This window comes from Sutterella massiliensis, assembly GCF_016899755.1.
Taxonomy (GTDB): domain Bacteria; phylum Pseudomonadota; class Gammaproteobacteria; order Burkholderiales; family Burkholderiaceae_F; genus Sutterella; species Sutterella massiliensis.
This window is the reverse complement of sequence record NZ_JACJJC010000001.1, coordinates 201,708-227,642: the sequence shown is the minus strand read 5'-3', so window position 1 is coordinate 227,642 and position 25,935 is coordinate 201,708. Positions and strand designations below refer to the sequence as shown.

General features: G+C 54.4%; 26 protein-coding genes. 10 read left to right on the top strand and 16 right to left on the bottom strand.

The annotated features are described in order from the left end of the window. Nucleotides 1-62: 62 nt before the first annotated feature. From yidC to rpmH, 4 genes are read right to left on the bottom strand one after another with little or no spacing between them, the layout of a single operon-like run. Complete coding sequence (yidC, locus tag H6A60_RS01035) at nt 63-1,766, bottom strand: membrane protein insertase YidC (protein ID WP_205101480.1); 1,704 nt, start codon at nt 1,764-1,766, stop codon at nt 63-65. A 15-nt stretch (nt 1,767-1,781) separates the two neighbouring features. Further along, nucleotides 1,782-2,108 carry a membrane protein insertion efficiency factor YidD gene (gene yidD / locus H6A60_RS01030; RefSeq protein ID WP_205101479.1) on the bottom strand — a complete coding sequence of 109 codons (327 nt, stop codon included), beginning with the start codon at nt 2,106-2,108 and terminating at the stop codon, nt 1,782-1,784. Continuing rightward, a complete protein-coding gene (locus H6A60_RS01025; protein WP_205101478.1) occupies nt 2,105-2,569 on the bottom strand; it encodes a ribonuclease P protein component in 465 nt (154 codons plus the stop codon). The genes yidD and H6A60_RS01025 overlap by 4 nt, the downstream gene beginning before the upstream one ends. Before the next feature lie 35 nt (nt 2,570-2,604). Next, nucleotides 2,605-2,745: a 50S ribosomal protein L34 gene (gene rpmH, locus H6A60_RS01020; protein ID WP_040763118.1), complete on the bottom strand. Its 141-nt coding sequence runs from the start codon at nt 2,743-2,745 to the stop codon at nt 2,605-2,607. 582 nt (nt 2,746-3,327) lie between these two features. Here rpmH and H6A60_RS01015 point away from each other — a divergent pair. From H6A60_RS01015 to H6A60_RS00990, 6 genes are all read left to right on the top strand, one after another. Then, the gene (locus H6A60_RS01015) at nt 3,328-4,674 is read left to right on the top strand and encodes a chromosomal replication initiator protein DnaA (RefSeq protein WP_338054819.1); all 1,347 of its coding nucleotides are present in this window, start codon (nt 3,328-3,330) and stop codon (nt 4,672-4,674) included. Between the two features lie 41 nt (nt 4,675-4,715). Continuing rightward, the gene (dnaN, locus tag H6A60_RS01010) at nt 4,716-5,837 is read left to right on the top strand and encodes a DNA polymerase III subunit beta (RefSeq protein ID WP_205101476.1); all 1,122 of its coding nucleotides are present in this window, start codon (nt 4,716-4,718) and stop codon (nt 5,835-5,837) included. 146 nt (nt 5,838-5,983) lie between these two features. Continuing rightward, complete coding sequence (locus tag H6A60_RS01005) at nt 5,984-8,491, top strand: DNA gyrase subunit B (protein WP_439145071.1); 2,508 nt, start codon at nt 5,984-5,986, stop codon at nt 8,489-8,491. A gap of 66 nt (nt 8,492-8,557) precedes the next feature. After that, entirely contained in the window at nt 8,558-9,493 is a 936-nt protein-coding gene (locus H6A60_RS01000; protein WP_205101474.1) for a 5'-nucleotidase, read from the top strand. Between the two features lie 667 nt (nt 9,494-10,160). Beyond that, complete coding sequence (locus tag H6A60_RS00995) at nt 10,161-10,865, top strand: Crp/Fnr family transcriptional regulator (protein WP_205101473.1); 705 nt, start codon at nt 10,161-10,163, stop codon at nt 10,863-10,865. A 100-nt stretch (nt 10,866-10,965) separates the two neighbouring features. Further along, nucleotides 10,966-11,625 (top strand): BON domain-containing protein, encoded by a 660-nt coding sequence (locus tag H6A60_RS00990; protein WP_205101472.1) that lies wholly within the window; start codon nt 10,966-10,968, stop codon nt 11,623-11,625. A gap of 101 nt (nt 11,626-11,726) precedes the next feature. On the opposite strand, the gene menA is transcribed toward H6A60_RS00990, so the two are convergent. Genes menA through H6A60_RS00975 form a run of 3 tightly spaced genes read right to left on the bottom strand, consistent with a single transcriptional unit; the run spans nt 11,727 to nt 14,166 of the window. Then, complete coding sequence (menA, locus tag H6A60_RS00985) at nt 11,727-12,704, bottom strand: 1,4-dihydroxy-2-naphthoate octaprenyltransferase (RefSeq protein ID WP_205101471.1); 978 nt, start codon at nt 12,702-12,704, stop codon at nt 11,727-11,729. Between the two features lie 9 nt (nt 12,705-12,713). Continuing rightward, a complete protein-coding gene (locus H6A60_RS00980) occupies nt 12,714-13,025 on the bottom strand; it encodes a YbeD family protein (protein ID WP_205101470.1) in 312 nt (103 codons plus the stop codon). Next, nucleotides 13,018-14,166: a D-alanyl-D-alanine carboxypeptidase family protein gene (locus H6A60_RS00975; protein WP_205101469.1), complete on the bottom strand. Its 1,149-nt coding sequence runs from the start codon at nt 14,164-14,166 to the stop codon at nt 13,018-13,020. Before H6A60_RS00975 ends, H6A60_RS00980 begins: the two co-directional genes overlap by 8 nt. 257 nt (nt 14,167-14,423) lie before the next feature. Between H6A60_RS00975 and H6A60_RS00970 the strand changes: the two genes are divergently transcribed. Genes H6A60_RS00970 through H6A60_RS00960 form a run of 3 tightly spaced genes read left to right on the top strand, consistent with a single transcriptional unit; the run spans nt 14,424 to nt 16,692 of the window. Continuing rightward, on the top strand, nt 14,424-15,176 hold the full coding sequence (locus H6A60_RS00970; protein WP_205101468.1) for a biotin--[acetyl-CoA-carboxylase] ligase: 753 nt from the start codon (nt 14,424-14,426) through the stop codon (nt 15,174-15,176). A gap of 3 nt (nt 15,177-15,179) precedes the next feature. Next, nucleotides 15,180-15,962: a type III pantothenate kinase gene (locus tag H6A60_RS00965; protein ID WP_205101467.1), complete on the top strand. Its 783-nt coding sequence runs from the start codon at nt 15,180-15,182 to the stop codon at nt 15,960-15,962. A gap of 1 nt (nt 15,963) precedes the next feature. Continuing rightward, nucleotides 15,964-16,692, top strand: coding sequence for an SPOR domain-containing protein (locus tag H6A60_RS00960; RefSeq protein ID WP_205101466.1), 729 nt, complete (start codon nt 15,964-15,966; stop codon nt 16,690-16,692). A gap of 57 nt (nt 16,693-16,749) precedes the next feature. Here H6A60_RS00960 and H6A60_RS00955 read toward each other — a convergent pair whose 3' ends face one another. The 9 genes from H6A60_RS00955 to H6A60_RS00915 all read right to left on the bottom strand — a co-directional run bounded on the left by H6A60_RS00955 (nt 16,750) and on the right by H6A60_RS00915 (nt 25,355). After that, nucleotides 16,750-17,187, bottom strand: a complete 438-nt coding sequence (locus H6A60_RS00955; protein ID WP_205101465.1) for an HIT family protein — start codon at nt 17,185-17,187, stop codon at nt 16,750-16,752. A gap of 48 nt (nt 17,188-17,235) precedes the next feature. After that, nucleotides 17,236-17,451: a hypothetical protein gene (locus H6A60_RS00950; RefSeq protein WP_205101464.1), complete on the bottom strand. Its 216-nt coding sequence runs from the start codon at nt 17,449-17,451 to the stop codon at nt 17,236-17,238. Next, complete coding sequence (locus tag H6A60_RS00945) at nt 17,448-18,857, bottom strand: M20/M25/M40 family metallo-hydrolase (protein ID WP_205101463.1); 1,410 nt, start codon at nt 18,855-18,857, stop codon at nt 17,448-17,450. The genes H6A60_RS00950 and H6A60_RS00945 overlap by 4 nt, the downstream gene beginning before the upstream one ends. A 34-nt stretch (nt 18,858-18,891) precedes the next feature. Continuing rightward, the gene (locus tag H6A60_RS00940) at nt 18,892-19,752 is read right to left on the bottom strand and encodes a septal ring lytic transglycosylase RlpA family protein (RefSeq protein ID WP_205101462.1); all 861 of its coding nucleotides are present in this window, start codon (nt 19,750-19,752) and stop codon (nt 18,892-18,894) included. A 12-nt stretch (nt 19,753-19,764) separates the two neighbouring features. Beyond that, nucleotides 19,765-20,877 carry a rod shape-determining protein RodA gene (gene rodA, locus H6A60_RS00935; protein ID WP_205101461.1) on the bottom strand — a complete coding sequence of 371 codons (1,113 nt, stop codon included), beginning with the start codon at nt 20,875-20,877 and terminating at the stop codon, nt 19,765-19,767. After that, nucleotides 20,874-22,796: a penicillin-binding protein 2 gene (gene mrdA / locus H6A60_RS00930; protein WP_205101460.1), complete on the bottom strand. Its 1,923-nt coding sequence runs from the start codon at nt 22,794-22,796 to the stop codon at nt 20,874-20,876. The genes rodA and mrdA overlap by 4 nt, the downstream gene beginning before the upstream one ends. A gap of 14 nt (nt 22,797-22,810) precedes the next feature. After that, entirely contained in the window at nt 22,811-23,293 is a 483-nt protein-coding gene (gene mreD, locus H6A60_RS00925) for a rod shape-determining protein MreD (protein WP_239477499.1), read from the bottom strand. 93 nt (nt 23,294-23,386) lie between these two features. After that, on the bottom strand, nt 23,387-24,292 hold the full coding sequence (mreC, locus tag H6A60_RS00920; protein WP_205101458.1) for a rod shape-determining protein MreC: 906 nt from the start codon (nt 24,290-24,292) through the stop codon (nt 23,387-23,389). 19 nt (nt 24,293-24,311) lie between these two features. Beyond that, nucleotides 24,312-25,355 (bottom strand): rod shape-determining protein, encoded by a 1,044-nt coding sequence (locus H6A60_RS00915; RefSeq protein ID WP_205101457.1) that lies wholly within the window; start codon nt 25,353-25,355, stop codon nt 24,312-24,314. A 274-nt stretch (nt 25,356-25,629) separates the two neighbouring features. Between H6A60_RS00915 and gatC the strand changes: the two genes are divergently transcribed. Continuing rightward, entirely contained in the window at nt 25,630-25,917 is a 288-nt protein-coding gene (gatC, locus tag H6A60_RS00910) for an Asp-tRNA(Asn)/Glu-tRNA(Gln) amidotransferase subunit GatC (RefSeq protein WP_205101456.1), read from the top strand. The last annotated feature ends 18 nt before the right edge of the window (nt 25,918-25,935 follow it).

Here is a 25,935-nt window from a genome sequence, read left to right as displayed (position 1 = left end):
CGAGACAGTTCGCACCGCCTCGGTTTTTTTATTTTCAAGCAAACAAAGCGTGAGCCGTCGTTTTACTTGTGCGTGCGAGCACGATTTTCACGTTCCGCAGCGATCGTCTTGTTGATCCACCACTGCTGGAGGATCGACAGGATGTTGTTCGTCAGCCAGTAGAGGACCAACCCAGCGGCGAAGATGAAGAACATCACCGAGAACACGAGCGGCATGATGTACATCACCTTTGCCTGCGTCGGATCCGCGGGCTTCGGATTGAGGAAGATCTGCAGGAACATCGTGATCGCCATCAGGAGCGGCAGCACGAACCACGGGTCGGGCATGGCCAAGTCCTGTACCCACAGAATCCACTCGGCGCCGCGAAGCTCAACCGAGCCCTGAAGCACCCAGTAGAGAGCGAGGAACACGGGAATCTGCAGCATGATCGGCAGGCATCCACCGACCGGATTGATCTTCTCGTTGCGGTAGAGCTCCATCATGGCCTGATTGAGGCGCTGCTTGTCGTCCTTGTACTTATCCTGCAGGGCCTTGATGCGCGGCGTCACTTCCTTCATGCGAGCCATCGAGCGGTAGCCCGCGGCGGAAATCGGGTAGAGGATCGCCTTGACGATGCAGGTAAGGAGCACGATAGCCCAGCCCCAATTCCCGACAATGCCGTAAAGGAACGACAGAAGCCAATATATAGGCTTGGCAAGGAAAGTAAGCCAGCTGTAGTCAACCACGAGCTCCAATCCCGGAGCAAGCTGCTCGAGGCGTTGCTGCTCCTGCGGCCCAGAATACAGAATCGCCGTAGTGGTTTCCGACGCGCCCGGCGCAATCTCCTTCATAGGAAGGAGCGTACCGACTGCGTAGAGATCCTTACTCACTTCGCGCACGTAGTTCTGGCGGGCTTCGCCCTGATTGGGAATCCAAGCACTCACGAAATGGTGCTGGATCATGGCAACCCAGCCGTTGTCCGTCGATTCAACGAACGAAGCATCTTTGCTCGCAATGTCCGAGAACTGAATCTTCTGGAAGTTTTCTTCCTCAGAATAAACGGCCGGCCCCGTGAAGGTTGAATACATCGAGTTTTCACCTTCGGGCTTACCACCATCGCGCGAGATCTGATAGTAGATCTGCGGCTTGACTGGCGCAGCACCTTCGTTCGTCACGGTCGTTGCAACTTCAATGCCGTAGTTACCGCGCGTGAAACGGTAGGTCTTGACAACTTTGACGCCCCCCTTAGTCGCTTCGAACGCAACCTCGAGCTTTTCATCCGAGCCCATATCGAGCTTGGAGCTCACGAGCTTAAACTGATCGAGGTGTGTCGGATAGTCGCCGCCCACAAGGCCGCTCTGCGCCATGTAGGTACGATTCTTGTTCAGCTCAAACAGATGAACGTTGCCGAGGTCTGCGGCAGGCTCATTGCCAAGGATTTTGCCGGCGAGACCAACATCCGTCCATGAAGCCTGCTGCGGGAAAAGGAGCATCTCCGAGCCAACCACGCGAGCGCCGTTCAGATCGAACGTCACCTTCATGCGATCGGTCGTGACGACTACGGGCTCACTCGGCGCCGAAGCGACCTGCGGCAGGGACTGCTCCTTGGCAGCGTTCTGAGTCGTCGGGATAGCGTCCGCCGAAGCCGCCTCTTCAGCAGGGGCCTGGACCGCAGCAGGGCCGAAAAATGACTCTCCGCCTTTGTAGACCTGATAGTTGTCCCAAAGCATGAAGAGCGAACCGAGCAGAATGACCCATAGCAGGGCGCGCTGTACTTCTTTTCCCATGGGGATCCCGTTTGCTTAACGATTTTGAAGGTTGAAGAGCGAGGGCTTTTCGGTCGTTTCGCCGCCCGAAGCCTCTCGTTCCGAACTGCACTCGCTGCAAAAGCAGCGCCATCGGAACTTGATGGGCACAGGGTCGTAGCCCCTGCCGCCGAGCGGGTGGCATCGAGCAAGTCGCATGATCGTCAGGTAGCCGCCCTTAAGCGCACCGTGCCGCTCTATTGCTTCAGCCGCATACTGCGAACACGTAGGCAAATAGCGGCACTCACGTCCCACCCAAGGCGAGAGCGTCAGCTGATAGAAGCGAATCGCACCTAGCATCAAGAGGGCAATCGGATTTCTCATGCGAGACCTCCGTCCGACTTGTAGCGACCCCTCATACGCTGAGCAACAAGCTCAAGAAGCTTTTTCGCATCTTGGGCGAGGAGCAGCTTGCGAGCTGTGTGGGCACTCGCCAGTCCGGCAGACGCTATCGGCGCCTTCAGTCTGAGCGAGACGTCGAGACCAAGCGGTTTCCCCGAATCGTCGAGAAGCGCTTTCAAAGACGCCGCGTTTTGGCGGGCCGCCTCACGAAGAATTCTTTTAACAGTCGCACGGTCGACAGAACGATGTGCATTGCGCTTGCCGACGGTGACGCCGAAACGAAGACGACCGACTGCATCATTCTCCATGCAGCCGGCACTGAAGAAAGTCGAATGAACGCGAAACGTCTTTTCGTTTCTCGTTCTGGCAATCGCCCCGAAGCTACTCGTCTCAACGATTCGCAAGCTTCGGGGAAAGCCGAACCTCTTCTCCAACGGAGACATAGCGGCTTGCGACTTCCGACGCCGCTACACCGTTATTAGAGGGCGAGGACGTGACGGCCCTTAGCGCGACGACGAGCCAGGACGCGACGACCGCCCTTCGTGCGGCTGCGAACGAGGAAGCCGTGCGTGCGGGCGCGCTTGACCTTGGAAGGCTGATAGGTACGTTTCGTTGCCATTTTGTTTTCCTTAAGAAGTAAAGCTCCGTGAAGCCTCTTGTCAAGGAATCTTGGGAGCGTGAAGTCAAAAATCCAGAAGCAACTTTCTGAATCCGTTTATCGGTGCTCCCACCCATGCTGCAGGGAATTCTAAAGCACCGCGATAACGGAACGGACGCGCGCTTCCCTTGCGCGCGAGAAGAAAGTGCGAAAAGCCTGTTATTAGACTTCACTTTCTGCCAGTTTGTCAATTGATTACGTCGGACTTTATGCTTTGATTCGGGATTTTTCGGCCGCTGTAGTAGTTCGAAGCTCGCACATACAAGATCTAGTGTTCAAGCCACACACCGAACACAGTGTCTTGTTGACATTTCCACCCCCGTCGGCTCGAAAGTCGGTCAAGCCTTTGATATTTCCGAATAAAGTTATCAACAACACTCTGTTAATAACACAATAAAGTCTGCGGGTATCATTTGGGATATTCCAATGATTTCAATACTGTAGTGAACGAATTTTCAATTTTTACCCCTCGTTCGCCAAGCAAGGTTTCAACCGTTAAAATGACGAGTCTTTTCAATCGCGGTCGAATTTCATCTCATTGATATGAATGAGTTTTGGCAAAACTGCCTTCTTGTGCTTCGTGAAGTCTCCGGGCTCGCCCCGAGAAGGCATGCAAAACTGTTCGGCGAAATCTGCCCGCAATCCCGTCAGCGGCTTTCTTTCGCGCTCCTCCCGGCAACCGCTGGCGTGCCTGTCTTGCCGAATTCTCCGGCACTCTTCTACCGACCAGCAGAGATGCGCTCCGCCCGTCTCCCCCAATCGCTCCGTTCGCACGAAACCCATGAAGGACTTTCGCGTGAAGCGGAGGGCCCGAGCTTTCATCGTCAAGCCACTCAAGCCGAACTTGATCGACGCAGCAAAACCGGACTACTGCCCGGACTTACTTTCGAATCCTACGTCACCGGACACGCGAATCAGCTTGCAGTTACCGCTGCAGAGCATGTTGCGCACACGAGCGGTTCGCAATACAACCCTTTGCACGTGTTCGGCGCCTCGGGCCGTGGGAAAACCCACCTGCTTCATGCCATCGGACATCGCTATCTCGAGCTTCATCCGAAGGCTAAAGTCCTTTGCACTGGCGCTCTTGTGATGGTCGAAGAGCTCAGGCGTGCGCAGACTCAGGGAGAGCGCACGCTTGAAACAATCGAAGACCGCTACATCGGACTCGATATGTTGATTGTCGACGACCTGCAGGATATCGCCGCAGCCCACGATATCGAGCAGAGTTTAGGATGCCTCCTTGCAGCGCGTGCGACTGCCGGCCGTCAAACCGTTTTTGCAACCGATGAGGGCGTGAAAACGCTCAGAAGGTTGGGGGCCCCGCTTGCCGAACAACTCTCTCAGGGCATGAGCGTATCGCTCGATATGCCCGACCAGGAAATGCGAACGGCGATTCTGCTTACCAAAGCGCACGACATGCGCATCGAGCTCACCGATGAGACAGCCGCCTTCATCGCCAAGCGTCTCAAGACGAATATTCGAGAGCTCGAAGGAGCGCTGCAGCAAATCGTTGCCTTTCAACGTTTTCAGTTCGCCGTGCCTGGGCAGGTTACGATAGAGCAAGCCAAAGCTGCGCTTCACGATCTGCTTCTGAACGAAGGAGCTGCCACCGTCCCCAGGATTCTGCGCACGGTGGCGGATTACTTCAAAATTTCAAAAGACGATCTGATTTCAACAAAAAAAAGCCGGCGTATTGCGCTTGCACGTCAGATAGCCATTTATCTCGCCAAGGAGCTCACGCAATGCAGCCTCCCAGAAATCGGCGCGCAATTCGGCGGACGCGATCACGCTTCCGTTGCCCACGCCGTCCGTAAAATCGCACAGGATAGGCTTTGCGACGACACGCTCAACCACGAAATTCACGTCCTTGAGCAAATGATCCGCGGATAACGCGGGCCGCTAGAACCGACAACAACAAGCAAAATCACATCATGAAATTCATCCGCTGCACCTGCGAAAACTTGTCAACCCCCGTCAAAACCGTTGCCGGCATCGTCGAGCGCAATCAGTCGCTCCCCGTTGTGAGCAACATTCTGATCGAACAGAAGGGGGCCAACGTCCGTTTCACGACAACCGACCTTGACATTCAGATTCAGACGCACGCCCCCGTTGGCGTCGAGGGTACGGAGATGTCGTGCACGGTTTCCGCGCAGAAGCTCGGTGAAATCATCAACTCGTTCAAAGGTCAGGAACCGATCGAACTCGAGATCGACGACGAAAACCGCATCACGCTCTCGAGCAAGAGCGGGCAGTTCAACATGCAGACGCTTCCGGTGCGCGACTTCCCCGTGATTGCCGGCAACGACTGGCTCGTCGACTTTCAGATCGAAGCCAAGACGCTTCGATATCTGCTCTCAATGACAAGCTTTGCCATGGCCAACAAGGATATCCGTTACTTCCTCAACGGCGTCCTCATGATCGTCGAGAGCGGCACGGTCAAGTGCGTAGCGACCGATACCCATCGCCTCGCATACTGTGATGCTCCCGTTGATGGCATTCCCGAACTGGAAAAGCCCATCAAAGTGACGATTCCGCGCAAAACGGTTCGCGAACTCCTTCGTATTCTTCCCGAGGACGAGACCCCCGTTGAAGTGCGCCTCTCAAGTTCGCAGTGCGCCTTCGAATTCGGTGCAGTCGAGTTTCTCAGCAAGCTTGTTGACGGACAGTTCCCCGACTATGCGAAGGTCATGCCGACCCTTGAAATCAATTCGCAGCCTGTCAATGTCAATCGCGAAGACCTGATCACGGCGCTGCGCCGCGTGCAGATTCTTACGAACGAAAAATTCCACGGCGTACGCTGGCTTCTCTCGAAGAATCAGCTCCTCATCCAAGGCAGCAACTCAGAGCAGGAAGAAGCCAATCAGGTAATCAACATCAATTGGACCTGGAACGACCTAGATATCGGCTTCAACGTTGTTTATCTGCTCGATGTGCTCACAGCACTCAAGAACACGGAAGTCACCTTCCACTTTGCTGCGACGCCTAAGAGCGTGCTCCTGACGATGCCGGACTCCATGAACTTCCAATACGTCATCATGCCCATGCGCATCTAAGAAGAGCCCAAGGAGCCGCAGTTTATCCTGCGGCTCTCGGTACAATTGAACGTTTGCTAAACCATCACACAGCTGAAATGAACGAGACGGATATTCAGACGACCGACGTCACCGAGGATGCGGTCCCACACACGGATTTAAAGCGTATGGACGTCAATTTGGACGACATGCCTGGTCCGGATGAGACCGCCTACAATGCGACCAGCATTCAGATCCTCGAAGGCCTCGAAGCCGTTCGGAAACGTCCCGGTATGTACATCGGCGATACGGCTGACGGCTCTGGTCTGCACCATTTGGTTTACGAAGTCGTCGACAACTCTATCGACGAAGCGCTCGCAGGCTTTGCCAAGCAGATCGAAGTCACGATTCATACCGACAACTCCGTTTCGGTCATTGACGACGGACGTGGCATTCCGACGGCCATCAAATGGGACGACAAGCATGAACCGAAGCGTAGCGCTGCGGAAATCGCACTCACGGAACTGCATGCCGGCGGTAAGTTCGACAACAACGGCTACAAGATCTCCGGTGGCCTGCATGGCGTAGGCGTCTCTTGCGTCAATGCACTCTCGACGTGGCTGCGCTTAGTCGTGCGCCGCGATGGTGAAGCGCGCTTTCTCGAATTCTCCCGGGGCAAGGTTCTGAACCGGATCGTCGAAAAGCAGCAGAATCCCATCACGGGCGAATTCTGCGAAATCTCGCCCATGAAGCTCCTCGGCAACACGAACCGCCGCGGTACGGAGGTTCATTTCCTGCCCGATACGGAAATTTTTGAGCAGATCACAGAGTTCAGCTACGACACGTTGCTGTCGCGCCTTCGTGAACTCTCATTCCTCAACTCGGGCGTTGCCATCACGCTCAAGGATTTGAGAACTGCTCATGAGGCGCACCTCAAGACGGATAAGGGTCTCATCGCGTACGTCGAGTTCAAGAACCAGAGCCGCAACGTACTGCACCAGAAAATCTTCCACGCGAAGGAAACGGTCGTCAGTAACGACGTCCCCGTTGAAGTCGAAATCGCCATGCAGTGGCAGGACGGCTACAACGAGGTGCTCACCGCCTACACGAACAACATTCCGCAGCGCGACGGCGGTACGCACGTCACAGGGCTTCGTGCAGCCATGACTCGCGTACTCAAGAACTACATCGCCAAAAACGAGCTTGCCAAGAAGGCAAAAGTCGACCCGGAAGGCGATGACATGCGAGAAGGCCTCACCTGCGTGCTCTCTGTGAAGGTTCCTCAGCCTAAGTTCAGCTCGCAGACAAAGGACAAGCTCGTCTCGAGCGAAGTTCGCCCCGCAGTGGAAGAGGTTGTCGCTCGCGAACTTGAGCTATTTCTCGAGCAAAACCCCGCCGACGCAAAGATCATCTGCGAAAAGATTGTCTCAGCCGCACGAGCTCGCGAAGCGGCGCGAAAAGCGCGAGACATGACGCGTAAAAATGTCATGGGCGGTGGCCTGCCCGGCAAACTTGCTGACTGTCGCGAGAAGAACCCTGCGTATTCCGAACTCTTCCTCGTGGAAGGTGACTCCGCCGGCGGCTCGGCTAAGCAAGGGCGAGATTCACAGTACCAGGCGATTCTGCCGCTCCGAGGCAAAGTGCTCAACGTCGAAAAAGCCGCACAGGACAAGCTACTCGACTCAGAGCAAATTCGCATGCTCACACTTGCGCTCGGCACCAATATCGGCAAGAACTTCGACATCTCCAAACTGCGCTACCACCGCATCATCATCATGACCGATGCGGACGTCGACGGTGCGCACATCAGAACGCTACTTCTGACGCTCTTTTATCGCCAGATGCCACAGCTTATCGAGAACGGATACGTCTACATAGCACAACCTCCGCTCTACAAGGTGCAAAAGAGCCGTCAGGACAAGGGGCGCTTCCTCAAAGACGAAGCGGAAATGGATGCGTACCTGAAAGAACTTGCGTTGCAAAATGCAAAGCTCTACAAGAACGCACAGGACCGCAAAAACGATGTAGCCGTTCGAGGCACGGAACTAGAGATGCTTGTCGACGAGTATCTTGCCGCCAACAACGTCATCAAGCGTCTCGGCTCCGCAATTGACAAGGCCGTGTTGCTCGCGATCGCTGCCGGTGTCGAAGTCGACCTTGAGAATGCTTTCAGTGCATCGGAGTCCGCCAAGCGCCTCGAGCAGGAAACGCGTGACCCGAATGTCAAGATTGAAGCCGTCTACGATGAAGCCAACGAGAAGCATCTTCTCAAAATCCATCGTCTCAAGCACGGCAACTACAAGACAACGACGATGCACCCCGAGTTCACATTCTCGGCAGATTACAAGAAGCTCCAGGAAAGCGCGCACCTTCTGCAAGGCGTCATTGAAGCGGGGGCTGTCATCGCTCGCAACGATGCGGAACACCCCGTCAAGAATTTTGCCGAAGCCGTCAACTGGCTTCTTAAGCAAGCCGAAAAGGGCATCATCCGCCAACGCTACAAGGGGCTAGGGGAAATGACGGCGGAGCAGCTCCGCGACACAACGATGGACCCGAAAGTTCGCCGCATGTTGCGCGTACGCATTGAGGACGCCGCTAACGCTGACGCCATCTTCTCAATGTTGATGGGGGACGTCGTTGAACCGAGACGCGCATTCATCGAAACCAATGCGCTTTTTGCGAGCATCGATACCTAACATTCAATACAAACGCCCTTCGACGATCGATTCGTACGGAGGGCTTTTTTACAATCGGAGCGCCTAATGCCCCAGAACCCCGAGCAACTCGTCGTCGCCGTCTCCTCGAGAGCGCTCTTCGATCTCGAGGCAGAGCACAAGCTTTTCGAAGAAGAAGGCTATGCGGCGTTTCGAGACTACCAACAGCAAAACCAAGACAACCCGCTTAAGCCCGGCGTTGCCTTCCCATTCGTCAAACGCTTGCTGGGCCTCAACAAACTATTCGGTGATTCGGAGCCCTTCCGCGTCGTCGTTCTTTCGAGAAACTCGCCAGAAACAGGCAGACGCTTCTTCAACTCCTGCCGGCACTACAAGTTGCCGATCAATGCGGGTGCATTTACATCCGGACATTCAACATTTCCATTCATTCAAGCATTCAATGTCTCTCTTTTTCTATCAGCCAACCCCGAAAATGTAGAAAAAGCCGTTCAAGCTGGACTCCCTGGCGGTCTCGTGCTGCCTAATCCGGTCGAAGATAATTCGCAAGACAGCGACCCCACCCTCAAAATCGCATTCGATTTCGACGGTGTACTCGCCGACGACGAGTCTGAACGTCAATTTCAAAAAGAAGGGCTGCAAGGCTTTCAGAAGTTTGAACAGGAAAAGGCAAGGACACCTCATGCACCGGGACCGCTTCGAAATCTGTTCCAAAAACTGTCAGCCTTTCAAAGACTTGACTACAAACTACGCGGCCAATATGACCCCTATTTCAACCCAGCGATTCGCATTTCAGTTGTAACCGCACGCGGTGCGCAAAGTGAAGAGCGACTCATTACCACTCTTAAAAGCTTCGGTATGAACGCCGCAGAGCTCTTTCTTCTCGATGGACTATCCAAAGCACCGATTCTCGAAGCCATACGCCCTCACATATTCTTTGACGATCAGGTCCGTCATTTGACGGCCGTTGAGGCACAGATCCCATCCGTACTCGTTCCCTTCGGCATCCATAACGCCAAACGCTAACCCCAACGAGCACATCGCGATCGAAGCTTCATCAAGTCAGAACACTTAAACATGCGGCCCCGAGTACCAACTCACTGGGCCGCTTTTTTTGTTTTCGTACAGTCGAGTGCAGTTATACCCAAGACCGAAATTCTCCAGCCACTAATAAATATACATGTGATATCCATAGAATATACACAAACAAACCCCGAACAACCAACAGTTGTTTGAACGGGTTTTCAACCACTTGCTCAACTGGCGTTCGAACAGCACTTTCTTTAGTCGAGCTAAGGAGTTCTAAATTTTGCGCCTCAAGAAGCGTCCTTTAAAATGTCGGACGACTTCTTCCTTACTTATTATTCTTTTTTATTCTTTAAATTAGTCGTTAGTAGTATGTAGGGAAGGCTCCTCCTTGTTGATATCGTTGTTTATTTTATAAAAATCAATCAATTAAGTTCGTAATAACCCTGTTGAGAACTAACCTGACAACTTGTTGGCTGCCGTGAACAGTGTGTTGAGAAGCTTTTAAGAATCTGGTGATGTCCTGGGTTTATCAACAAAACGTCTCAGCAACAAAGAAGTTATCAACAGAATTTATCCACACAAATAACATCATTTTTGTTGTTTCGATTGCATGTTTTCCAGCAGTCAAATCCTTCCCTGGTTTTCTCCTAAACTGTCTCGTTCCATGGCCGGTGTCATGCACGGGTTAGGACACAGTGTTGTCTTTCGCAGAGGCGAAGTCATCTATCAGACACCGGGGTTCTTTTCCAAGCTGATGTTTGTGCGGCGCGGACTTGTCGTCAAAGCACTCACGGATGCGTTGCATGAGGATCCGTTGCTGGTATCAATCGCGGGACCAGGTACGCTCTGCGGCAGTTTCGAATCTCTCTATCTGGCCGATAGGATGCCGAGACAACATTGGTGTATGACGACGACTGAAGTACTCGTTGTCAACGCAGAGCTACTGTTGCGAATCTGTGACCAAAATGCGGTTTGGCAGAAGGAGCTTTACAGCTACTCGGCAGCCTGCGCGCTTTCAGATCGTTGCGGACTGCTGGTGAATCATTCAGCTGATCTTGAAACGCGTTTGGGCGTGTTTTTTCTGCTCTGTGCTTCGCAGCTTGATAAAGCGTTTGCTGAGGGACTGAAGGTGCCGACAGTTGAATGGCTCGGCCTTGCTGTTCCACCCTCGAGAAAAGTGGCCGCAACGCTTTTAGGGGCAAGTCCGGAGAGTGTGAGGGACGTACTTAGAGACTGGCGTGAAAGCGACATCATTCGCTTCCGTTCCCACAAGCTTCTTTTGAAACGAAGTCGCTTCCTTCAGTACTGGGAACGAGCGAGCAACGTGCTTGGTTCACAACTGACGTTCAACGAAACTTCAGAGCATTGAGGCGAGTTCTCTACTGGCGTAGACTGAAAAAATTCACGCTTGCAGGCTTTTGAAGCGGGCGGAGGCTTTTTGATTTCCCGCGAGATATGGGATGAAACAAATGAACAACAACACTCAACGCGCTGCATGTTGCGCAACTTTGACTTCGCTCGTCGTGTTGCTTTCCGGGTGTGTCGCCGCACCGTTCATTGTGGGGGGCGCCGCTGTGACAACTGCTACCGTTGTGACCGACCGACGTACGACGGGCACGATTGTGAGTGATCAAGTGATTGAGCAGCGTGTTTCCTACGAAGTGGATCAGGCGCTCGGTCAGTCGAAGCGTCATGTAACTGTAACGAGCTACGAGGGCCGCGTGCTGCTTTCGGGTGAGGTGGCAACACTCAATGATCGCCAAACAGCTCAGCAGGTCGCTGCTGCGAGTCTTGACGTGCGGGAGGTAATCAACGAACTCGCTGTCATGGATCCAACTTCCATGACGACGCGCCTCTCTGATTCGATGCTTGCTACGAAGGTCCGTTCGGCCATCATTGGCAACAGCCGCATCTCGCTCAATCAGATGAAAGTGACGGTTGATCGGGGCATTGTCTACCTGATGGGGCTCGTAACCCGAGAGGAGGCGCAACTAGCAGCTCAAACGGCAGCAGAGGTCTCTGGCGTACAGAAGATCGTGACGTGCTTTACAGTTGAATCTGCCGAAGAGGTGGCGCGCCGCATGCAGAATGTCGACAGTTCTAATGCGTCGACCTCTGAACAGCCCTGATCGATCGAATCCTGACGTTGCTTGCGTATAAGAAAAACGCTGTCCCAAACGATACGAGGCAGCGCTTTTCTATTGCACACGTCGGTTTTGCTGTAGCTCTGTCAGAGCGTGAATTGACGCACGGTGAGTTGCATCAGCAACGATTGGATCAACGCACCGATGACGAACAGCCCGCAGAACTTTACTTCGAGTTTCACGCAGGCAAACATGACCTCGTTGAGTGCTTCGTGTTCGAGCTTTTTGAGTTTCTCTGGCAGTCGCATGCAGTCGGGAAAGCTGGCCATGACGAGAAAGTAAGGCCAATACGTCATATCCTTGACAACGATGATTGCGACCAGAATGTAGGGCAGCACGATCATCGCTTCAAAAAGTTTCAGAAAACCTTCTTCGGACATAACGACCGCGAGCGTCCGTCTGCCGACGCTCGCGTCGTGTGCTCTGTCTCTGAAATTATTCACGGCGAGCACTGCCGACGCGATGCAACCTAATGCAACGCTCAGGAGTACAGCATTGAGGCTTACAAAGCCCGCTTGCAGGTAAAAGGTACCGCAAACGGAGGTGAGTCCGAAGAAGATGAGCACGAGGCATTCGCCGAACGGCGTGTAGGCGATTGGTTTTGGGCCGCCCATATAGCAGTAGGCTGCGATGATCGACGCGATGCCCACGACTGTGAAGACCCAGCCGCCGAAATGGATCAGGACTGCCGTATTCAAAAGGCCTAGCACGATGACGGCTCGTATGGCTGCTTTGGCTGCACTCACCGAAATCCAGCCGCGTGTCGTTGCTCTCGGCAGACCTCGTCGATTGCCGACTTCAGCTTTTCGCTCCGTATAGCCGAGATCGTTCTCCATGTTTGTGAGCATCTGCATGAGCACGGCTACGGATACGGTGAAGAGTGCAATAATCGGGTCGAAGATGTGCTGTTCGCTCCAGACGAGGGCGAGTGCGGCCATCACCGGCGCTACGGTGAGCCCCCAGGTTTTCGGACGCGTGAACGCGAGCCAGGCTCCCAAAAGGCCGGGGTAGTCTACCGGGTGCTCCGAGTGCGGCTTCTCCGAAGAAGAGTTGGGTGAGGACATTGCAGCGGGTTAGAGAACGATTTTTACCTTGGGGTGGGAAGTATAGGTACGGTAAACGTTGTCGAGCTGATCTTTTGACTGAGCGTTGACCGTAATCGTCACAGACATGTATTTCCCCGTGCGGGAGTATTCCGTCTTGGTGAACTCTTCGCTGAAGTCTTCAAAGTGTTCTCTGGCAATACCATGAACGATATCAAGAAAGTCTTCTGTTGCAACTCCCATGATTTTGATGGGGAATTCCATGGGGAACTGCATGAGAGACTTTGTTTCGCTCGGGGGCAGTTCAGCGTTGAGGTCTTCAGTTTTTTTCGATTCAGTCATTTTTTTCTTGGTTCCTGCTGTTTTTTGAGCCGATTGCAATCTTGATAGTATCGGTGAGTCTGCGTAAAAAATCGCCGCGGCGAATATCTTCGGCCGCTACGAGCGGCGTTGTCGCTACTGTTCGGTCGTCCACCGAAATAATCAGTTGCCCGATCGAAGTTTCTTTGTCTACAGGTGCGACGATTGGTCGGTTGTATTCGATACTGAGGCTGAAGGCGCGTTCACCCAATTCGAGCATGCGTTCCTTGGTGAGCGTGACAAAGACATCCTGCGTAGTACGAAGTTCGATTTCCTCTTTGTTGCCCTTATAGATTGGCACGCTGCCGACGACATCTCCGCGTTTGAAGACCCGAACGGTTTCGAAGTCTCGATAGCCTCGCATCAAGAGTGTCGTAATTGTTTCGGCGAATGACTCTTTAGATGCTTCGTGAAGTGAGATGGCGAGCAAGCGGCGCGTTCTGCCGTTTGTGCGGGGATCTTCAGCGAGAATTGCTCCGTTGACTGCGTTTTCGGCCACATGTGCGAAGACGCCCGTTATCGCTTTGTTCTGTCGTAGAAAATTTCCGTTTTCAATATCGCGATTACCAAATTTGACCGAATCCGAAGATGTCCAAATTCGAGTAAAGGGAAAGCGTCGGTAGAGGTCGGCAGCAAGTTTGGCTGTGTCGGCAGCGGTTGTTGTGTTTTTGCGTGTACCGTCACTCGGAAATGGAGTTTCGAATCGGGATGCGGCGAGTCCGAGCCTAGCCGCCTCCTCGTTCATTGAGCGAACGAAGACGCGGATATCTGCACCGAAGTGGTGCACGATACGCTCGATAGCCTCTCTGTCATTGGCAAGAAGAACGGCCTCAATTGCGTCGGCAAGGTTGGGCGTACGCTCGTTGTTGGTTTTCTCATCCAGCGCAACGACCGGCTTTTCAAGGCTCTCGTCGTGTTGCTGCGCAAGCGACAGTGCTGTGTAGGCGACCATCAGGCCCGCAGTCGAATTGTTTTCAATACGTTCATCGGCAGCTTCCGACAAAATGGTCTGTCCGCTTTCGAGGTCGACGAGGCAGCTCTGTGTTTCGGCACGAACGAGTGTTGCGAAAAGTGTCGCGGCGAGCAAAGTGAGCAGAGCTTTAAGTTTTGTCTGTCGAAGCATCGTCAATAAGCGTACAAATACGTGTAAATTGCCCATCTTTCAGCTGGAGGACGCCGCTTTGCGCCGTCGAGCTCTGCTTCGAAAAGCATAACGGCGCGCGATGGAAAGTGTGCCTACTCTGCTTCTCAAAAGACAGGAGGGCTATTCTAGCGGCTTACTCCCAGCATCGCAAAAATAATCGATAAATCAAAGTGATACAGCGTTTCCTATCTTTGAGTCTTGCCGAGAGTTTGCTCGCGCCAGCCGGGGTTGATGTCATGTTTCTCGATGAAACGGGCTCAACAAACGACGATTTGAAGGCAGTGGCGCGCAGGCGAGCGTTTGAAAAGCCGCTGCTCGAAGTAGCTCTTTCTCAACGCGCTGCTCGAGGGACAAAAGGACGCGAGTGGCGTCCTGCAGGGAGGGGACTCTATTTTTCTGTCGGCATGCCGATTGAACGTCAATGCGGATTGAGTGCAGTTGTGGCGGGCATCGCTGTTGTAAAGGCAGCAAGGCGTTTTGGACTCGAGCTTTCACTCAAATGGCCAAACGATCTTTGGGCGGTAGATGGCAAAGCGGGCGGTATTCTCTGCGAAACCGTACAGGACGAACGGCGCGAACTGTCGCTTATTGTCGGGATCGGTCTCAATTTGCAAGTTGATGTTTCCGCAGTCACAACGAACGGGTGGCCGATTCGAGATTTTCGTGCATTGGGGGGCGAGCAGCTTCTGACAAGCGTTGAAGCTCGGACGGCCTTTCTTTCGGCGGTCGTGATTTCGCTCGTCGAAGAAGTTGCACAAATCGGGACTACCAACCCAGCAGTGGTCCAAGAGGATTGGGCTCGTGCCGACGCGTTTTTCGGGCGAACGGTGAACTGGACGAGTGATGGGGAGGGTGTTCAGATCGGCATCGACAGAGGCATAGACACGCAAGGTCGTCTTATGCTTGAGGTTCCGAATGACGGTGCGCTGGGGACGGGACAGTATTTCTGTCTCTCGGGTGAACTTTGTTCGTTGAAAAATATCCGTTAAAACATGACGAACCTATTAATTGATTTAGGCAATACGGCGCTCAAATGGTGTCTGCCGGGTGAAGAGGATAATCCTCATACGGTGGTACACCGCGATACAGAGGGCTACAAGAACAAGCTTTACGAAGAGTGGCTTGCGCTTAAGCTCTCGCGTGTTGTCGGCTGCACGGTAGCGGCGCCAGAAATCGCTTTTTCGATGACGAAATTCTTTAACGACCACGGTATCAAGTGGGAGTGGGTTCGTCCGCAGGCGAGTTTCCACTGTCCGACTTTTTCGCTCGAAAACCGCTACGCACGAACTGGACAGCTTGGTGCTGATCGCTGGTATGCTGCGGTGGGTGCCGTCGATGTGCTACGAGGAATTGCCCACGATGCCTCCATTCTCGTTGTGCAGATGGGAACGGCGGCAACAGTGGATGCGATACTCAATCTGGGCGGGGGGCGATACCAGTTCCTTGGCGGGCGGATTGCGCCGGGACCGACCTTGATGCACAAAGTGCTTCGAAACGGGATTCCCGCCCTGGCAAGCGATATCGGTAGCTGGGCCAGTTTCCCGAATAGTACGGCGGATGCGATGGCGACGGGCATTCTTGATGCACAGGCTGGTCTTGTGCAACTCGCACTTCACGAGTTGAGAAAGTACGCTCCGTCGACACGTGTGCTGCTCTCGGGGGGCGCATCTGCTTTTGTGGTTGATCGCCTTCGAGAATTCATTCCCGACCTGATTGTGAGGCACAATCTTGTCTTGCGCGGCCTCGCCGCAAGAGCTGCCTGCGCAGGAGTGTGAAATGAAAATTTTGACGCCGGTTTTGGTTATTGTCGCTTGCGTGGCTGCCGCTTTTTTATGGATGGAACGCGATCAAACTGTCGCTCGCTCGGTTCCCGAACTTGCGCAGGCATCCGTGAGCAACTTCGCCTATCGCAAGCCGCTGATTGTTCAGCCGACCGAAGCTGGTGCTGCCGAGATGACGGCGCCAACTGTAGTCGAGGCGGACAAGTCTGGCGTCGAACCGATTGGGTTCGACGCGTCTGTGCCGGTGGTGCCACCCGTTTCAGTCGAAGACGCCGACTGCATTGTGCTGTCGCCCATTGCGGAAGCACGGCTTCCCGATTTGAGAGTTCGACTCGAAAAGACGGGATTTATCAACCGCGCACTCATTCAGCCTGCCGAATATTTCAATCTTCTCGTCTATGCCGGGCCATTCAAGAGGGAAAAGTCAGCCCGTCAACTTTCGCGGCGTCTTGCAGAGAAAGATATGAAAAATTACGTCCGTCAGACGAAGGACGGACGCTGGCGTGTGGAACTCGCAACTTTTGCTGACAAATCGGAAGCGAGTCGCTGGGCTAAGACGTTGGCTCACGAGGAACAGATTGAAAACATTGTCGTGAGTGCTCAGTCGAGCGGTCACAACAATGTTCAGATAGTTTTCGCGCAACTGACGCCTGAAGAGAACGGACGCATTCGCGCTACCTTCGGTAGCACGGGGAATGCGTCCTTCTTTGTTTGTCGCCAGTAAGACCTTTTACACATGTTTGTGCGCCAAGGTTGCCAACGCATTTAGGCAGGTAGCTTTTCAAGCAGGAAGTTCAACTGCATCGAGCAGCGCGGGCAGTGCTTTGAGGAGTTCTTTCGTATGTGCACGCCTCTCTTGCGTGGTACGAGGGTCGAATGTCCGCTGTTTGGATCCCCAAGGGCATTCCGGGAAGTACGCGTCGTCGCGCCAGCGAGCAATCATATGCCAATGCAGATGCGGGACGAAGTTGCCGAATTGTGCGTAGTTGATCTTGTCAGGCGAGAGAAATTTACGCATCGCTTCTTCGAGCGTTTCGAGAAGCCGCCACAAATAGAGGCGCTCGGACTCACTGAGTTCGGACATTTCGGCGACATGCTTCACACTCACGATCCGGATGAAGCAAGGGAATTCGTCCGTCGATGCGTCGATCGCGTAAAAAAAACGATTTTTCCAGATGGCTTTTTCAAGTAGCGTTTCACAGAGCTCACAGTGGGTCATCGTCCAATCCTTGTGCTGTTTGTTTGGTCTTCAGACTGCTCGGGAAAGTCAGTCAAGTAGGCGCAGCCGGCCCTCTTCATCCTCAACGATCGAATAGTTCCACTTTTTGTTGCCGTGCATGTCCTCGAGCCATGCTGCAGACGGCTCGCCGAGTTCGTCGAGTTCAATGTTGATAAAGCGTTCCGCTTCGAAGGGGGTCGCGAAATTTTCGAATTCTCCGTTCGGCCATTCCACGATGACTTGGGTTACACAGTCTCGTCTCATTTTTTACTTCTCGGGATTTTTTCGATTACGTCGGCAATGACTTTTGTGAGCTGTTCGGCATAGGCGAGGTCGATCGACTCGTCAGGTGCGTGCGCATGCTCCTTCGTGCCGAGCACGCCCGTGTTGAAGAAGGGGGAGCCGGGGAAGATTTCGCCGAAATCCTTCATCGTTCCGATGGTGGCGCCTTCGAAAATGCGTTCACAGGGATTGCCGAAATATTTGATGCTCGCTTCGTCGAGTGCAGCTTCAAGCCAAGGGGCGAGTGCAGGCACGTCAAAGCCGCTCTCGGCACGTTTGTCGTCAATGGTCACTGTTGCACTGCACGGAATGTCGTGCATAAGCACTTCTTCTGCTTGTGCAAGCGCGGTTTTTGCGTCTACGTAAGGGGGAATGCGGAATGAGAGCAACAGAGAGGTCGACGGTCGAATGAGCGCGCTCGCTTGCGCTGAGGAAGGCAGGCCGTCTGCACCTAAAACAGATAGCGTCGGTTCCCAAGTATTGAGAACGATCGCTTCGCGCGGATCCCGACTTCGCGGTTCGGTGGCGTCCTTCCAAGGAAAACTTTTCCAGACGGCTTCACCTCGTAATTTGGCTGATTGCTCCAGGGTCTTATGGTGCCGCTCAGGCATCTGCGTGTGGAATGCCGAAAGCTTGACGCGGCCTGTGAGCGGATCTTCAAGCCGGTCGAGGAGCGCGCGCATGACGGCAAACGAACTCGGTACGATGCCACTAGCGCTGCCCGAATGTACGGGCGACTCGAGTACCTCGACCGTGAGGCGGAAGCTGACGACTCCGCGAAGGGACTGCGTGAGCCAGACGCGGTTGTAGTCGCAAAGTGACAAGTCGAGAATACCGAGAAAAGCGGGACGGCCGAAGCGCGGCTGCAATTCGAGTAGGAAGTCCTTCAAGCCGTAGGAGCCGGATTCTTCGTTTGTTTCAAAAAGTCCGACAATGCGTGCGTGCGCGATGCCTGCGCATTCGAGTGATTTGACGGCGGTAAGTGCCATGTAGAAGCTGTAGCCGTCGTCTGCAGCTCCTCTCCCATAAAGACGCCCGTCCTTGACTACAGGCGTCCAAGGCCCGAGGCCGTCGCTCCAGCCCTCGGTTTCCGGTTGCTTATCGAAGTGGCCGTAAAAGAAAGCGGGATCTCCGTCGTGACCAAGCGTGGCGGGAATTTCAACAAAGAGCGCGGGTGGTATGCCGGGCTTTCGGCAAATCTCAAACGTTGCGCTTGGAAACAGCTTCCTTCCCCAAAGAGCGGCTTCTTCGAGTGCTTGAGTGAGGAAGCCATTTTTTTCCCAGTGCGGATCAAATGCGGTGCTCTTGGAAGGAATACGCACGAAAGCGGAAAGCGCTTCGAGTGTCTCGCCCGACCAAGCGGTTCTGATGAAGTCTTCTTTTTTCATGATGTTAGGTCAAAGTTCCTGCGACGGATACCGATTACTTTTCGATGGCAAAGGCACCGCACCCCAAGCGTGCACCGATGTCCTTGGCTGCAATAGAGGCGTTGCCGTGCTGCATACCCTGACCGACGATGACACGGTAAAGGGGACCATCCTGCACAATGCGACTTGTCATGGCGTTGCCAGACGATGAGAGCACCGCTTCTGCGTGGGCTGCGTACTTAAAGGCGTTTTCGCGCAAGGAGAAGGAACCGATCTGCACGCCCCAGCCCGCTACGGGTGCTGTAACTGTCGGGCCAGCAAACGAGCCGCTCGGAGAGGTTTCGACGGGGGTAGCCGCAGCTTGTCCCTGGTTCAACCAAGTGCCTGCTGCAATTTCCGCATTCGTGAGGCGAACGACTTCGACGCGGGCTGTACCCTTGTTGACATAACCGAGCGTTTTCGCGGCAGCGTAGCTGAGGTCGATAATGCGGTTATTGAGGAAGGGTCCGCGATCGTTAACGCGGACGATAACGGAGCGGCCATTTTCAAGATTTGTCACGCGTGCGTACGATGGCAACGGCATCGTTGGGTGCGCTGCGCTCGGCTTGTACATGTCGTACGTTTCGCCGATCGAGGTCTTGTTACCGTGGAATTGCTTGCCGTACCAGGAGGCCTCGCCCTGCTGCTTCATCGCAATGTCTGCCGTTACGGGGACGTAGCGCTTACCAAAAACAGTGTATGGGCGATTGGCTGCGGTCTTGAAGGGTTCGACATGCGGTACGGCGCTCTCGTCGGACGTCCCGGTAAAGACTGATGGGGGGCCGTCGTTTTGATAGTAATTGTTCGAGCTGCAGCCTGCCAAAAGCAGCGCAGCCGCGCCGGCCGCTAAGGCGGACAAGAGTCGGAAGTTGACCATTGAAAACTCCTGTTAATCTCGCGTTTCAGCCGAAATCGAGAGAAGAATGCCAGTGCAGATACCGAGCATCAAAAGTGCGGTGCCGCCGTAGCTCATGAAGGGCAATGGCACGCCCACGACCGGCAGGATGCCGCTCACCATCCCGATGTTGACAAACGTATAGGTGAAGAAAATAACCCCGATGGAGGCGGCGAGCAATCTTGAGAAGCGGGTGCTTGCCGTGCCGGCAATAACAAAGCTGCGGGCGATGAGGACCGAGAAGAGTGCCAGAAGTAGTACGCAGCCCACGAAGCCGAACTCTTCACCGAACACTGCAAATAAAAAGTCGCTCGTTCGCTCCGGAATGAAATCTAGATGCGCTTGGGTGCCCTCCATCCAGCCTTTACCGGAGATGCCTCCTGAACCGATGGCAATCTGTGCCTGCAACGTGTGGAAACCTTTGCCGAGCGGATCGGTGGTTGGATCGATTAGCGTCAAAATTCGCTCGCGCTGGTAGTCGTGTAGAAAATTCCACGCAACGGGCAACGATAACAGACCGAGGATGCAGACGGCTGAAACGGCTTTGATGCTGATGCCAGAAAAGAAAATGACCGAACAACCTGCAATAGCCACGAGAATTGAGGTGCCAAGGTCGGGCTGCTTCATGATGAGGGCCACGGGCACGATGAGCAACCCAAACGCAACGATGTGGTCCCACCAGGTGGTCGCTTCACCGCGTCTGTAGTAGTACCAAGCGAGCATCATCGGTACGGCAAGCTTCATGATTTCAGAGGGCTGAATCCGTATGCCGAGATTGAGCCAGCGTGTGGCTCCCTTGACGGTGACGCCTATCAACAGCGTCGCCACAAGCAGCGCGCAGCCGAGAAGAAATACGGGCAAAGCTGCTTTTTCGAACCATTTGACAGGGATATGCGCAACAAAAAGCATCACAATGCCCGCCACGACGATGTTGCGAACCTGTCCTTCAATGCGCCACGGGAAACTGTAGCCCGCGGAAAAAAGCGTGATGAAGCCGATCGTTGTGATCGTCATGACAATCGCAAGCAACATCAGGTCGATGCGCATCAGCCTCGAAAGCACAAAGCGTCCGGAGACATGCAGAAATCTGCCAAGTTCGTTTTTCATCGGTGTGACGGTCGCCTAGTGGTGAGAGCATTCGGTTGGGTTTTGATCGGCTGTACGGATGCTGGTGGAGGTAGGCCGAGCGTATTTTTGCCTGTGAGCCAATAGTCCATAACGGTTCTCGCAATTGGTGCGGCGGCTTTTGCGCCGAAACCGCCGTTCTCAACGAGAACCGCAAGCGCGATCTTGGGATTTTCCGCCGGAGCAAAGGCGATGAAGAGCGCATGGTCATGGTGCTGTCGCGAAAGCTTTTTCTCGTCATAGCGGCTGTCCTGTGCAATTGAGACAACCTGCGCCGTGCCGGTTTTACCCGCAACTTTGTAGGGCGCATCCTTGAAGATGGCACGCGCCGTACCTGTGCTCGTCACGTCTACCATCCCTGCAATGACTGTGTCGACATTGGATTTCTTGAGCTTGATCACGCCTGCAGGACGTGCGCCGACGCGTTCCGTTTTTCCTGTAACAGGATCGGTAATTGAGTCGACCAGATGCGGCGTCATGACGCGCCCTCGATTGGCAAGTGTGGCCGTCGCATGGGCGAGCTGCAAAAGCGTGAACGCGTTGTAGCCTTGACCGATGCCGATTGGCGGCGTGTCGCCCATGTACCAAGGCGTGTTAAAGCGTTTTTCCTTCCATTCGCGGTTCGGCAGAATCCCTGATTGTTCGCCGACAAGATCGATGCCCGTTTTCTGACCGAATCCCCAGGGTTTCATGAACTCATGGATGCGGTCGACGCCGAGCTCGGTCGCAAGCCAGTAGTAGTAGATGTCAGACGAAATTGCGATCGAGCGACGTAGGTTGACGCGTCCCTTGGGGGAGCCAGTGACATCGCGGAAGCGATGGTTACCGAGCTGAAAGACTCCGGTGTCATTGAGCACATAGTCGGGGGTCGTGACCCCTGTCTCGAGGCCTGCAAGCGCCACGAAGGGTTTATAGGTCGAGCCGATCGGATAGAGCCCGCGCATGGCGCGATTCAGAAGCGGTTTCGTTTCAGCCGTGTTTAGATAGTTCCACGATTCCGGATCGATCCCGCCTGGGAAGAGGTTCGGGTCGTAGGTGGGCATCGAGGCAAAGGCAAGGATGCCGCCAGTCTTCGGTTCGATGGCAATGAGCGCACCAACCTTGTCTTTGAGCGCATCTTCGGTAACGCGTTGCAAATTGAGGTCGACCGTCAGTTTGAGATTTTTGCCAGGTTTTGCGGGGGAGAGCGAGAGCGTTCGCACAGCATGGCCGCCCGCTGTCACCTCAAAGCTTTCGTGACCGGGCTCGCCATGCAGGAGATGTTCATAGCTGCGTTCGATGCCAACCTTACCGATGTTGCGCTCTCCTTCGTAAAGCGAAAGTGAGCCTTCTTCGTCGAGACGCTTCTTGTCCCACTGAGAAATAGAACCGATGTAACCAACGATGTGGCTGCCGGTGTTCTTTTGCGGATAAACGCGATTTTCTCGCTGGTTGATCTCGACGCCGGGAAAGCGCCAGCGCTGTCCGATGAAGACGGCGATTTCCTCAGGCGTGAGGTCGTAGCGAATGGGAATGGAATCGTACCTGTTCAGGTCTTCTCTGAGGCGGCGAAAGCGTCGCTTGTCCGCTTCTGTTATTCGGACAACTTCCGAGAGCTGTTCGATGGTCTGATTGAGGTCGTCGGTCTTGTCCGGCGTGATTTCGAGCGTGTAATTCTGTACATTGCCCGCAATTAGAGTGCCATTTCGATCGACGATGAGACCGCGCGCGCCCTGCGTAGTAATGCTGACGGTGCGGTTTTTCTCCGCGCGTTCGACGTAGTCGCTGCGATTAATGATCTGCAGCCACGCCAAGCGAGCAGCCAATACGAGGAAGAGGCCGATGATTACAGCAAAGATAAAGAAAAGCCGCCGCTGAAACGGCGCGACATCTTCGCTTTTTGCTTTGAATTCAAGCGCCATCCGAAAGCCTTTCTTCAGATGTTCGCGGCGCTTTCACGTCTGCGAAGCGACAGTACCATTGACCAGATTGGCCAGAGGCATGCACCTGTTACGCTCTGAGCAAACCAAATCCAGCCTGGCCAAAGACCGTCAAACCAGAGGCGAACAAGCATGACGAGAATCTGTGCCAAGAGGAGCATCGGCAGGACATGCAGTGCCTGACCGATTAAGTCAAACCAAGGCAGGCGTCGGTGAAGCGTAAAAGCAAGGTACGAAAGCGTCACGTAAGCGAGCGCCTGTTGTCCGAGTACACTGCCGTTGGCCACATCCATAAGGATGCCGCACACAAAGGCAATTGTCATGCCGACAGACTGCGGCTGATGAACGCTCCAGTAGATGAGTGTGAGTGCGAGCAGGTCAGGCAGCCAGAGAATGTCGACGGAGGCGGTTGCCAGCATGACGACATAGGAGAAGGCGAATGTCCCGAGGATCCACAAAGAGGAGGCGGGGCGGACCAAATTTCGGTCGGCGCCTTGGGACTCTAAATTCGCGAAGCGGTTCATGGATGATCGGTTCGAGTTCGTATGTCGGTTCTGAAAACGTGTGGCGCTTTATTGCGAGCGTTGTCGCCTTCGGCGCTCAAAGGGATCCGTTTTGATCTTCTCTTCGTCGAGAGCAGCCGATGGGGTCGGATTGGTGAGGACGACCGTCGCAAATTGAATGTCCGACGTATCCACGCTCGGAATCGCACTCACGCGCTGATAAGTTTCTCCGGGCTGATAGTCGATGCCGTCGACTGTTGCAACAAGCACGTTTCTCGGGAAGAGGTGATCAAGTCCGGAGGTAACCAAGCGGTCTCCTGCTTTAATGTCTGCTTTGGGAAGTACGAAAAGCACGTCGAGCGTTCGGTCGCCCGTGCCCGCAACGATATAGAGTTCGCTCGTGCGTTCGTTCATGACGGCCACCTGCTGGCGATGGTCAGTCAAAAGCGTCACCTCGGCTGCGTGCGCTACGATACGCGACACCTGACCGAGAACACCGTAGGCTCCTATTACGGGCATTCCGGACTGGAGGCCTTCCTTTTCGCCGACGTTGATCTGAATTCGATTGGTAAAGGGGTCCGCCACGCGGCCGATCACTTCGGCCGTCACTACCTGACTTGAAGATCGAGGAACCGCGTTGACAAGAGCTCGAAGTCGCTCGTTCTCGCGCGTCATTTCGTCAAGTCGTGCCGCTTTAAGCTGCAGAAGCTGATTTTCTTCCGTAAGGCGGCGATTTTCGCCGGCGAGCTTCGTTTTACTCGTAAAGTAGTTGCGGCCATGCCCAATGGCCTGCGCAGGGAAAGCGACGACCTGCACTATCGGCGAGGTGAAGCTGATGATGGCGCTTCGGAGGCCTTCGAGCGCGCGAAGACGCCCGTCGACAAGAATAGCGACAAGCGAAAGCACGACAAAGAAAATGAAGCGTGCTCGAGCGGAAACGCCCTGGCGAAAGAGCGGCGGCGGCCCGTACTGCATCAGCTGGCCTGCCCGACAATCAGCCCACTGCGAATGCAGTGCGAAGCTTGTCCATGTTTTCAAGTGCGATACCGCATCCCTTCACCACGCAGTTGAGGGGTTCTTCGGCAACATGAACGGGCAGACCGGTTTCTTCTTTGAGAAGTTGGTCGAGGTCTCGCAAAAGAGCGCCGCCGCCAGTGAGCATGAGGCCATGCTCGGCAATGTCTGCACCTAGTTCGGGCGGCGTCTTTTCGAGTGCGTTCTTAACGGCAACGACGATTTGGTTGAGCGGCTCGGAGAGCGCTTCAAGAATTTCGTTCGAGTGCACGGTAAAGGTGCGGGGCACACCTTCAGCGATGTTGCGCCCCTTTACTTCGATTTCCATGACCTCGGAGCCTGGAAACGCCGAACCGATGCGCTTTTTGATGAGCTCAGCCGTAGGCTCGCCGATCAGCATGCCGAAGTTGCGGCGGATGTAATTGATGATGGCTTGGTCGAATTTATCGCCGCCAACGCGGATTGAGCCCGCGTACACCATGCCGCCCAGGGAAATAAGACCGACTTCGGTTGTGCCGCCGCCGATGTCGACAACGAGGGACCCAGCTGCTTCGTTCACGGGCAGACCTGCGCCGATGGCAGCTGCCATCGGTTCCTCAATGAGAAACACTTCTGAGGCACCTGCAGCAAGCGCGCTTTCTTTGATTGCGCGACGCTCTACCTGGGTGGAGCCGCACGGAACGCAGATGATGATGCGCGGGCTCGGCGCAAAGAGACGAGACGGATGAGCCATGCGGATGAACTGCTTGAGCATCTGCTCGGTCACAGTGAAGTCCGCGATCACGCCGTCCTTCATCGGACGAATGGCGCTGATATTGCCCGGCACTCTGCCGAGCATCTGTTTGGCTGCTTTGCCGACGGCATGGATAGTGGTCTTGCCGTTTTGGCCGCCTTCCTGGCGAATGGCCACAACGCTCGGCTCATTGAGCACGATGCCCTTGCCTCGCATGTAGATGAGCGTATTGGCCGTACCGAGGTCAATGGCGAGGTCGTTGGAAAAGTAATTGCGGAAGAAGCCAAACATGGTGTTTTGCAAGCAACGGAAAAGGATTTGCACGGGTGTTTACGCCGAGCGCACCAGTTAGGGAAAGCGCTCTTGCACAAGCGCTCACCCCCGCCTTGTCTTGTTCGGCATAGCCCGCATAAAGGATGGGTAATGATAAACTAACTGCCCGTCCGACGCAGACGAAAACCCTTCAATCTCAGTTGCTTCCTTGTTTAGGTTTGTTACTGAGCGGCAGGGATTTCGAGGCGCGAGCGCCGAATTTCACAACCACATTTTCCGAGAAGAGTCTCACATGCCTTTAAGTGCGGGCGACATTCGCCGGATCGCCGATCTTGGCCGCATAGACCTTTCTGAAGAACAGACTCAGGTCATTCAAAACGAACTCAACGATATTTTTCAGATGATCGAGCAGATACGCTCCGTCAACACGGACGGCATCGAACCCATGCCCAATCCGCACGACGGCGTTGAGCGTCTGCGCGAAGACTGCGTCAGCGAGTCCGACAAGCGCGAGGAAAACATGAAGAACGCCCCCGAACAAGCTGACGGCTACTTCCTGGTTCCGCAGGTCATCGAATAAAAACAAAAGAGTTCCCTT

Coding starts and splice junctions, on each gene's coding strand:
- H6A60_RS00960 (WP_205101466.1), top strand. CDS start 15,964: ATGAAAATTTTGACGCCGGTTTTGGTTATTGTCGCTTGCGTGGCTGCC.
- H6A60_RS00915 (WP_205101457.1), bottom strand. CDS start 25,355: ATGTTTGGCTTCTTCCGCAATTACTTTTCCAACGACCTCGCCATTGAC.
- H6A60_RS01015 (WP_338054819.1), top strand. CDS start 3,328: ATGAATGAGTTTTGGCAAAACTGCCTTCTTGTGCTTCGTGAAGTCTCC.
- rpmH (WP_040763118.1), bottom strand. CDS start 2,745: ATGGCAACGAAACGTACCTATCAGCCTTCCAAGGTCAAGCGCGCCCGC.
- H6A60_RS00975 (WP_205101469.1), bottom strand. CDS start 14,166: ATGCTTCGACAGACAAAACTTAAAGCTCTGCTCACTTTGCTCGCCGCG.
- H6A60_RS00980 (WP_205101470.1), bottom strand. CDS start 13,025: ATGACTGAATCGAAAAAAACTGAAGACCTCAACGCTGAACTGCCCCCG.
- H6A60_RS00955 (WP_205101465.1), bottom strand. CDS start 17,187: ATGACCCACTGTGAGCTCTGTGAAACGCTACTTGAAAAAGCCATCTGG.
- mreC (WP_205101458.1), bottom strand. CDS start 24,292: ATGCAGTACGGGCCGCCGCCGCTCTTTCGCCAGGGCGTTTCCGCTCGA.
- H6A60_RS01000 (WP_205101474.1), top strand. CDS start 8,558: ATGCCCCAGAACCCCGAGCAACTCGTCGTCGCCGTCTCCTCGAGAGCG.
- H6A60_RS01005 (WP_439145071.1), top strand. CDS start 5,984: ATGGACGTCAATTTGGACGACATGCCTGGTCCGGATGAGACCGCCTAC.
- yidC (WP_205101480.1), bottom strand. CDS start 1,766: ATGGGAAAAGAAGTACAGCGCGCCCTGCTATGGGTCATTCTGCTCGGT.
- H6A60_RS01025 (WP_205101478.1), bottom strand. CDS start 2,569: ATGTCTCCGTTGGAGAAGAGGTTCGGCTTTCCCCGAAGCTTGCGAATC.
- H6A60_RS00945 (WP_205101463.1), bottom strand. CDS start 18,857: ATGAAAAAAGAAGACTTCATCAGAACCGCTTGGTCGGGCGAGACACTC.
- H6A60_RS00995 (WP_205101473.1), top strand. CDS start 10,161: ATGGCCGGTGTCATGCACGGGTTAGGACACAGTGTTGTCTTTCGCAGA.
- rodA (WP_205101461.1), bottom strand. CDS start 20,877: ATGAAAAACGAACTTGGCAGATTTCTGCATGTCTCCGGACGCTTTGTG.
- menA (WP_205101471.1), bottom strand. CDS start 12,704: ATGTCCTCACCCAACTCTTCTTCGGAGAAGCCGCACTCGGAGCACCCG.
- H6A60_RS00940 (WP_205101462.1), bottom strand. CDS start 19,752: ATGGTCAACTTCCGACTCTTGTCCGCCTTAGCGGCCGGCGCGGCTGCG.
- gatC (WP_205101456.1), top strand. CDS start 25,630: ATGCCTTTAAGTGCGGGCGACATTCGCCGGATCGCCGATCTTGGCCGC.
- H6A60_RS00990 (WP_205101472.1), top strand. CDS start 10,966: ATGAACAACAACACTCAACGCGCTGCATGTTGCGCAACTTTGACTTCG.
- H6A60_RS00965 (WP_205101467.1), top strand. CDS start 15,180: ATGACGAACCTATTAATTGATTTAGGCAATACGGCGCTCAAATGGTGT.
- mrdA (WP_205101460.1), bottom strand. CDS start 22,796: ATGGCGCTTGAATTCAAAGCAAAAAGCGAAGATGTCGCGCCGTTTCAG.
- dnaN (WP_205101476.1), top strand. CDS start 4,716: ATGAAATTCATCCGCTGCACCTGCGAAAACTTGTCAACCCCCGTCAAA.
- H6A60_RS00950 (WP_205101464.1), bottom strand. CDS start 17,451: ATGAGACGAGACTGTGTAACCCAAGTCATCGTGGAATGGCCGAACGGA.
- yidD (WP_205101479.1), bottom strand. CDS start 2,108: ATGAGAAATCCGATTGCCCTCTTGATGCTAGGTGCGATTCGCTTCTAT.
- H6A60_RS00970 (WP_205101468.1), top strand. CDS start 14,424: ATGTTTCTCGATGAAACGGGCTCAACAAACGACGATTTGAAGGCAGTG.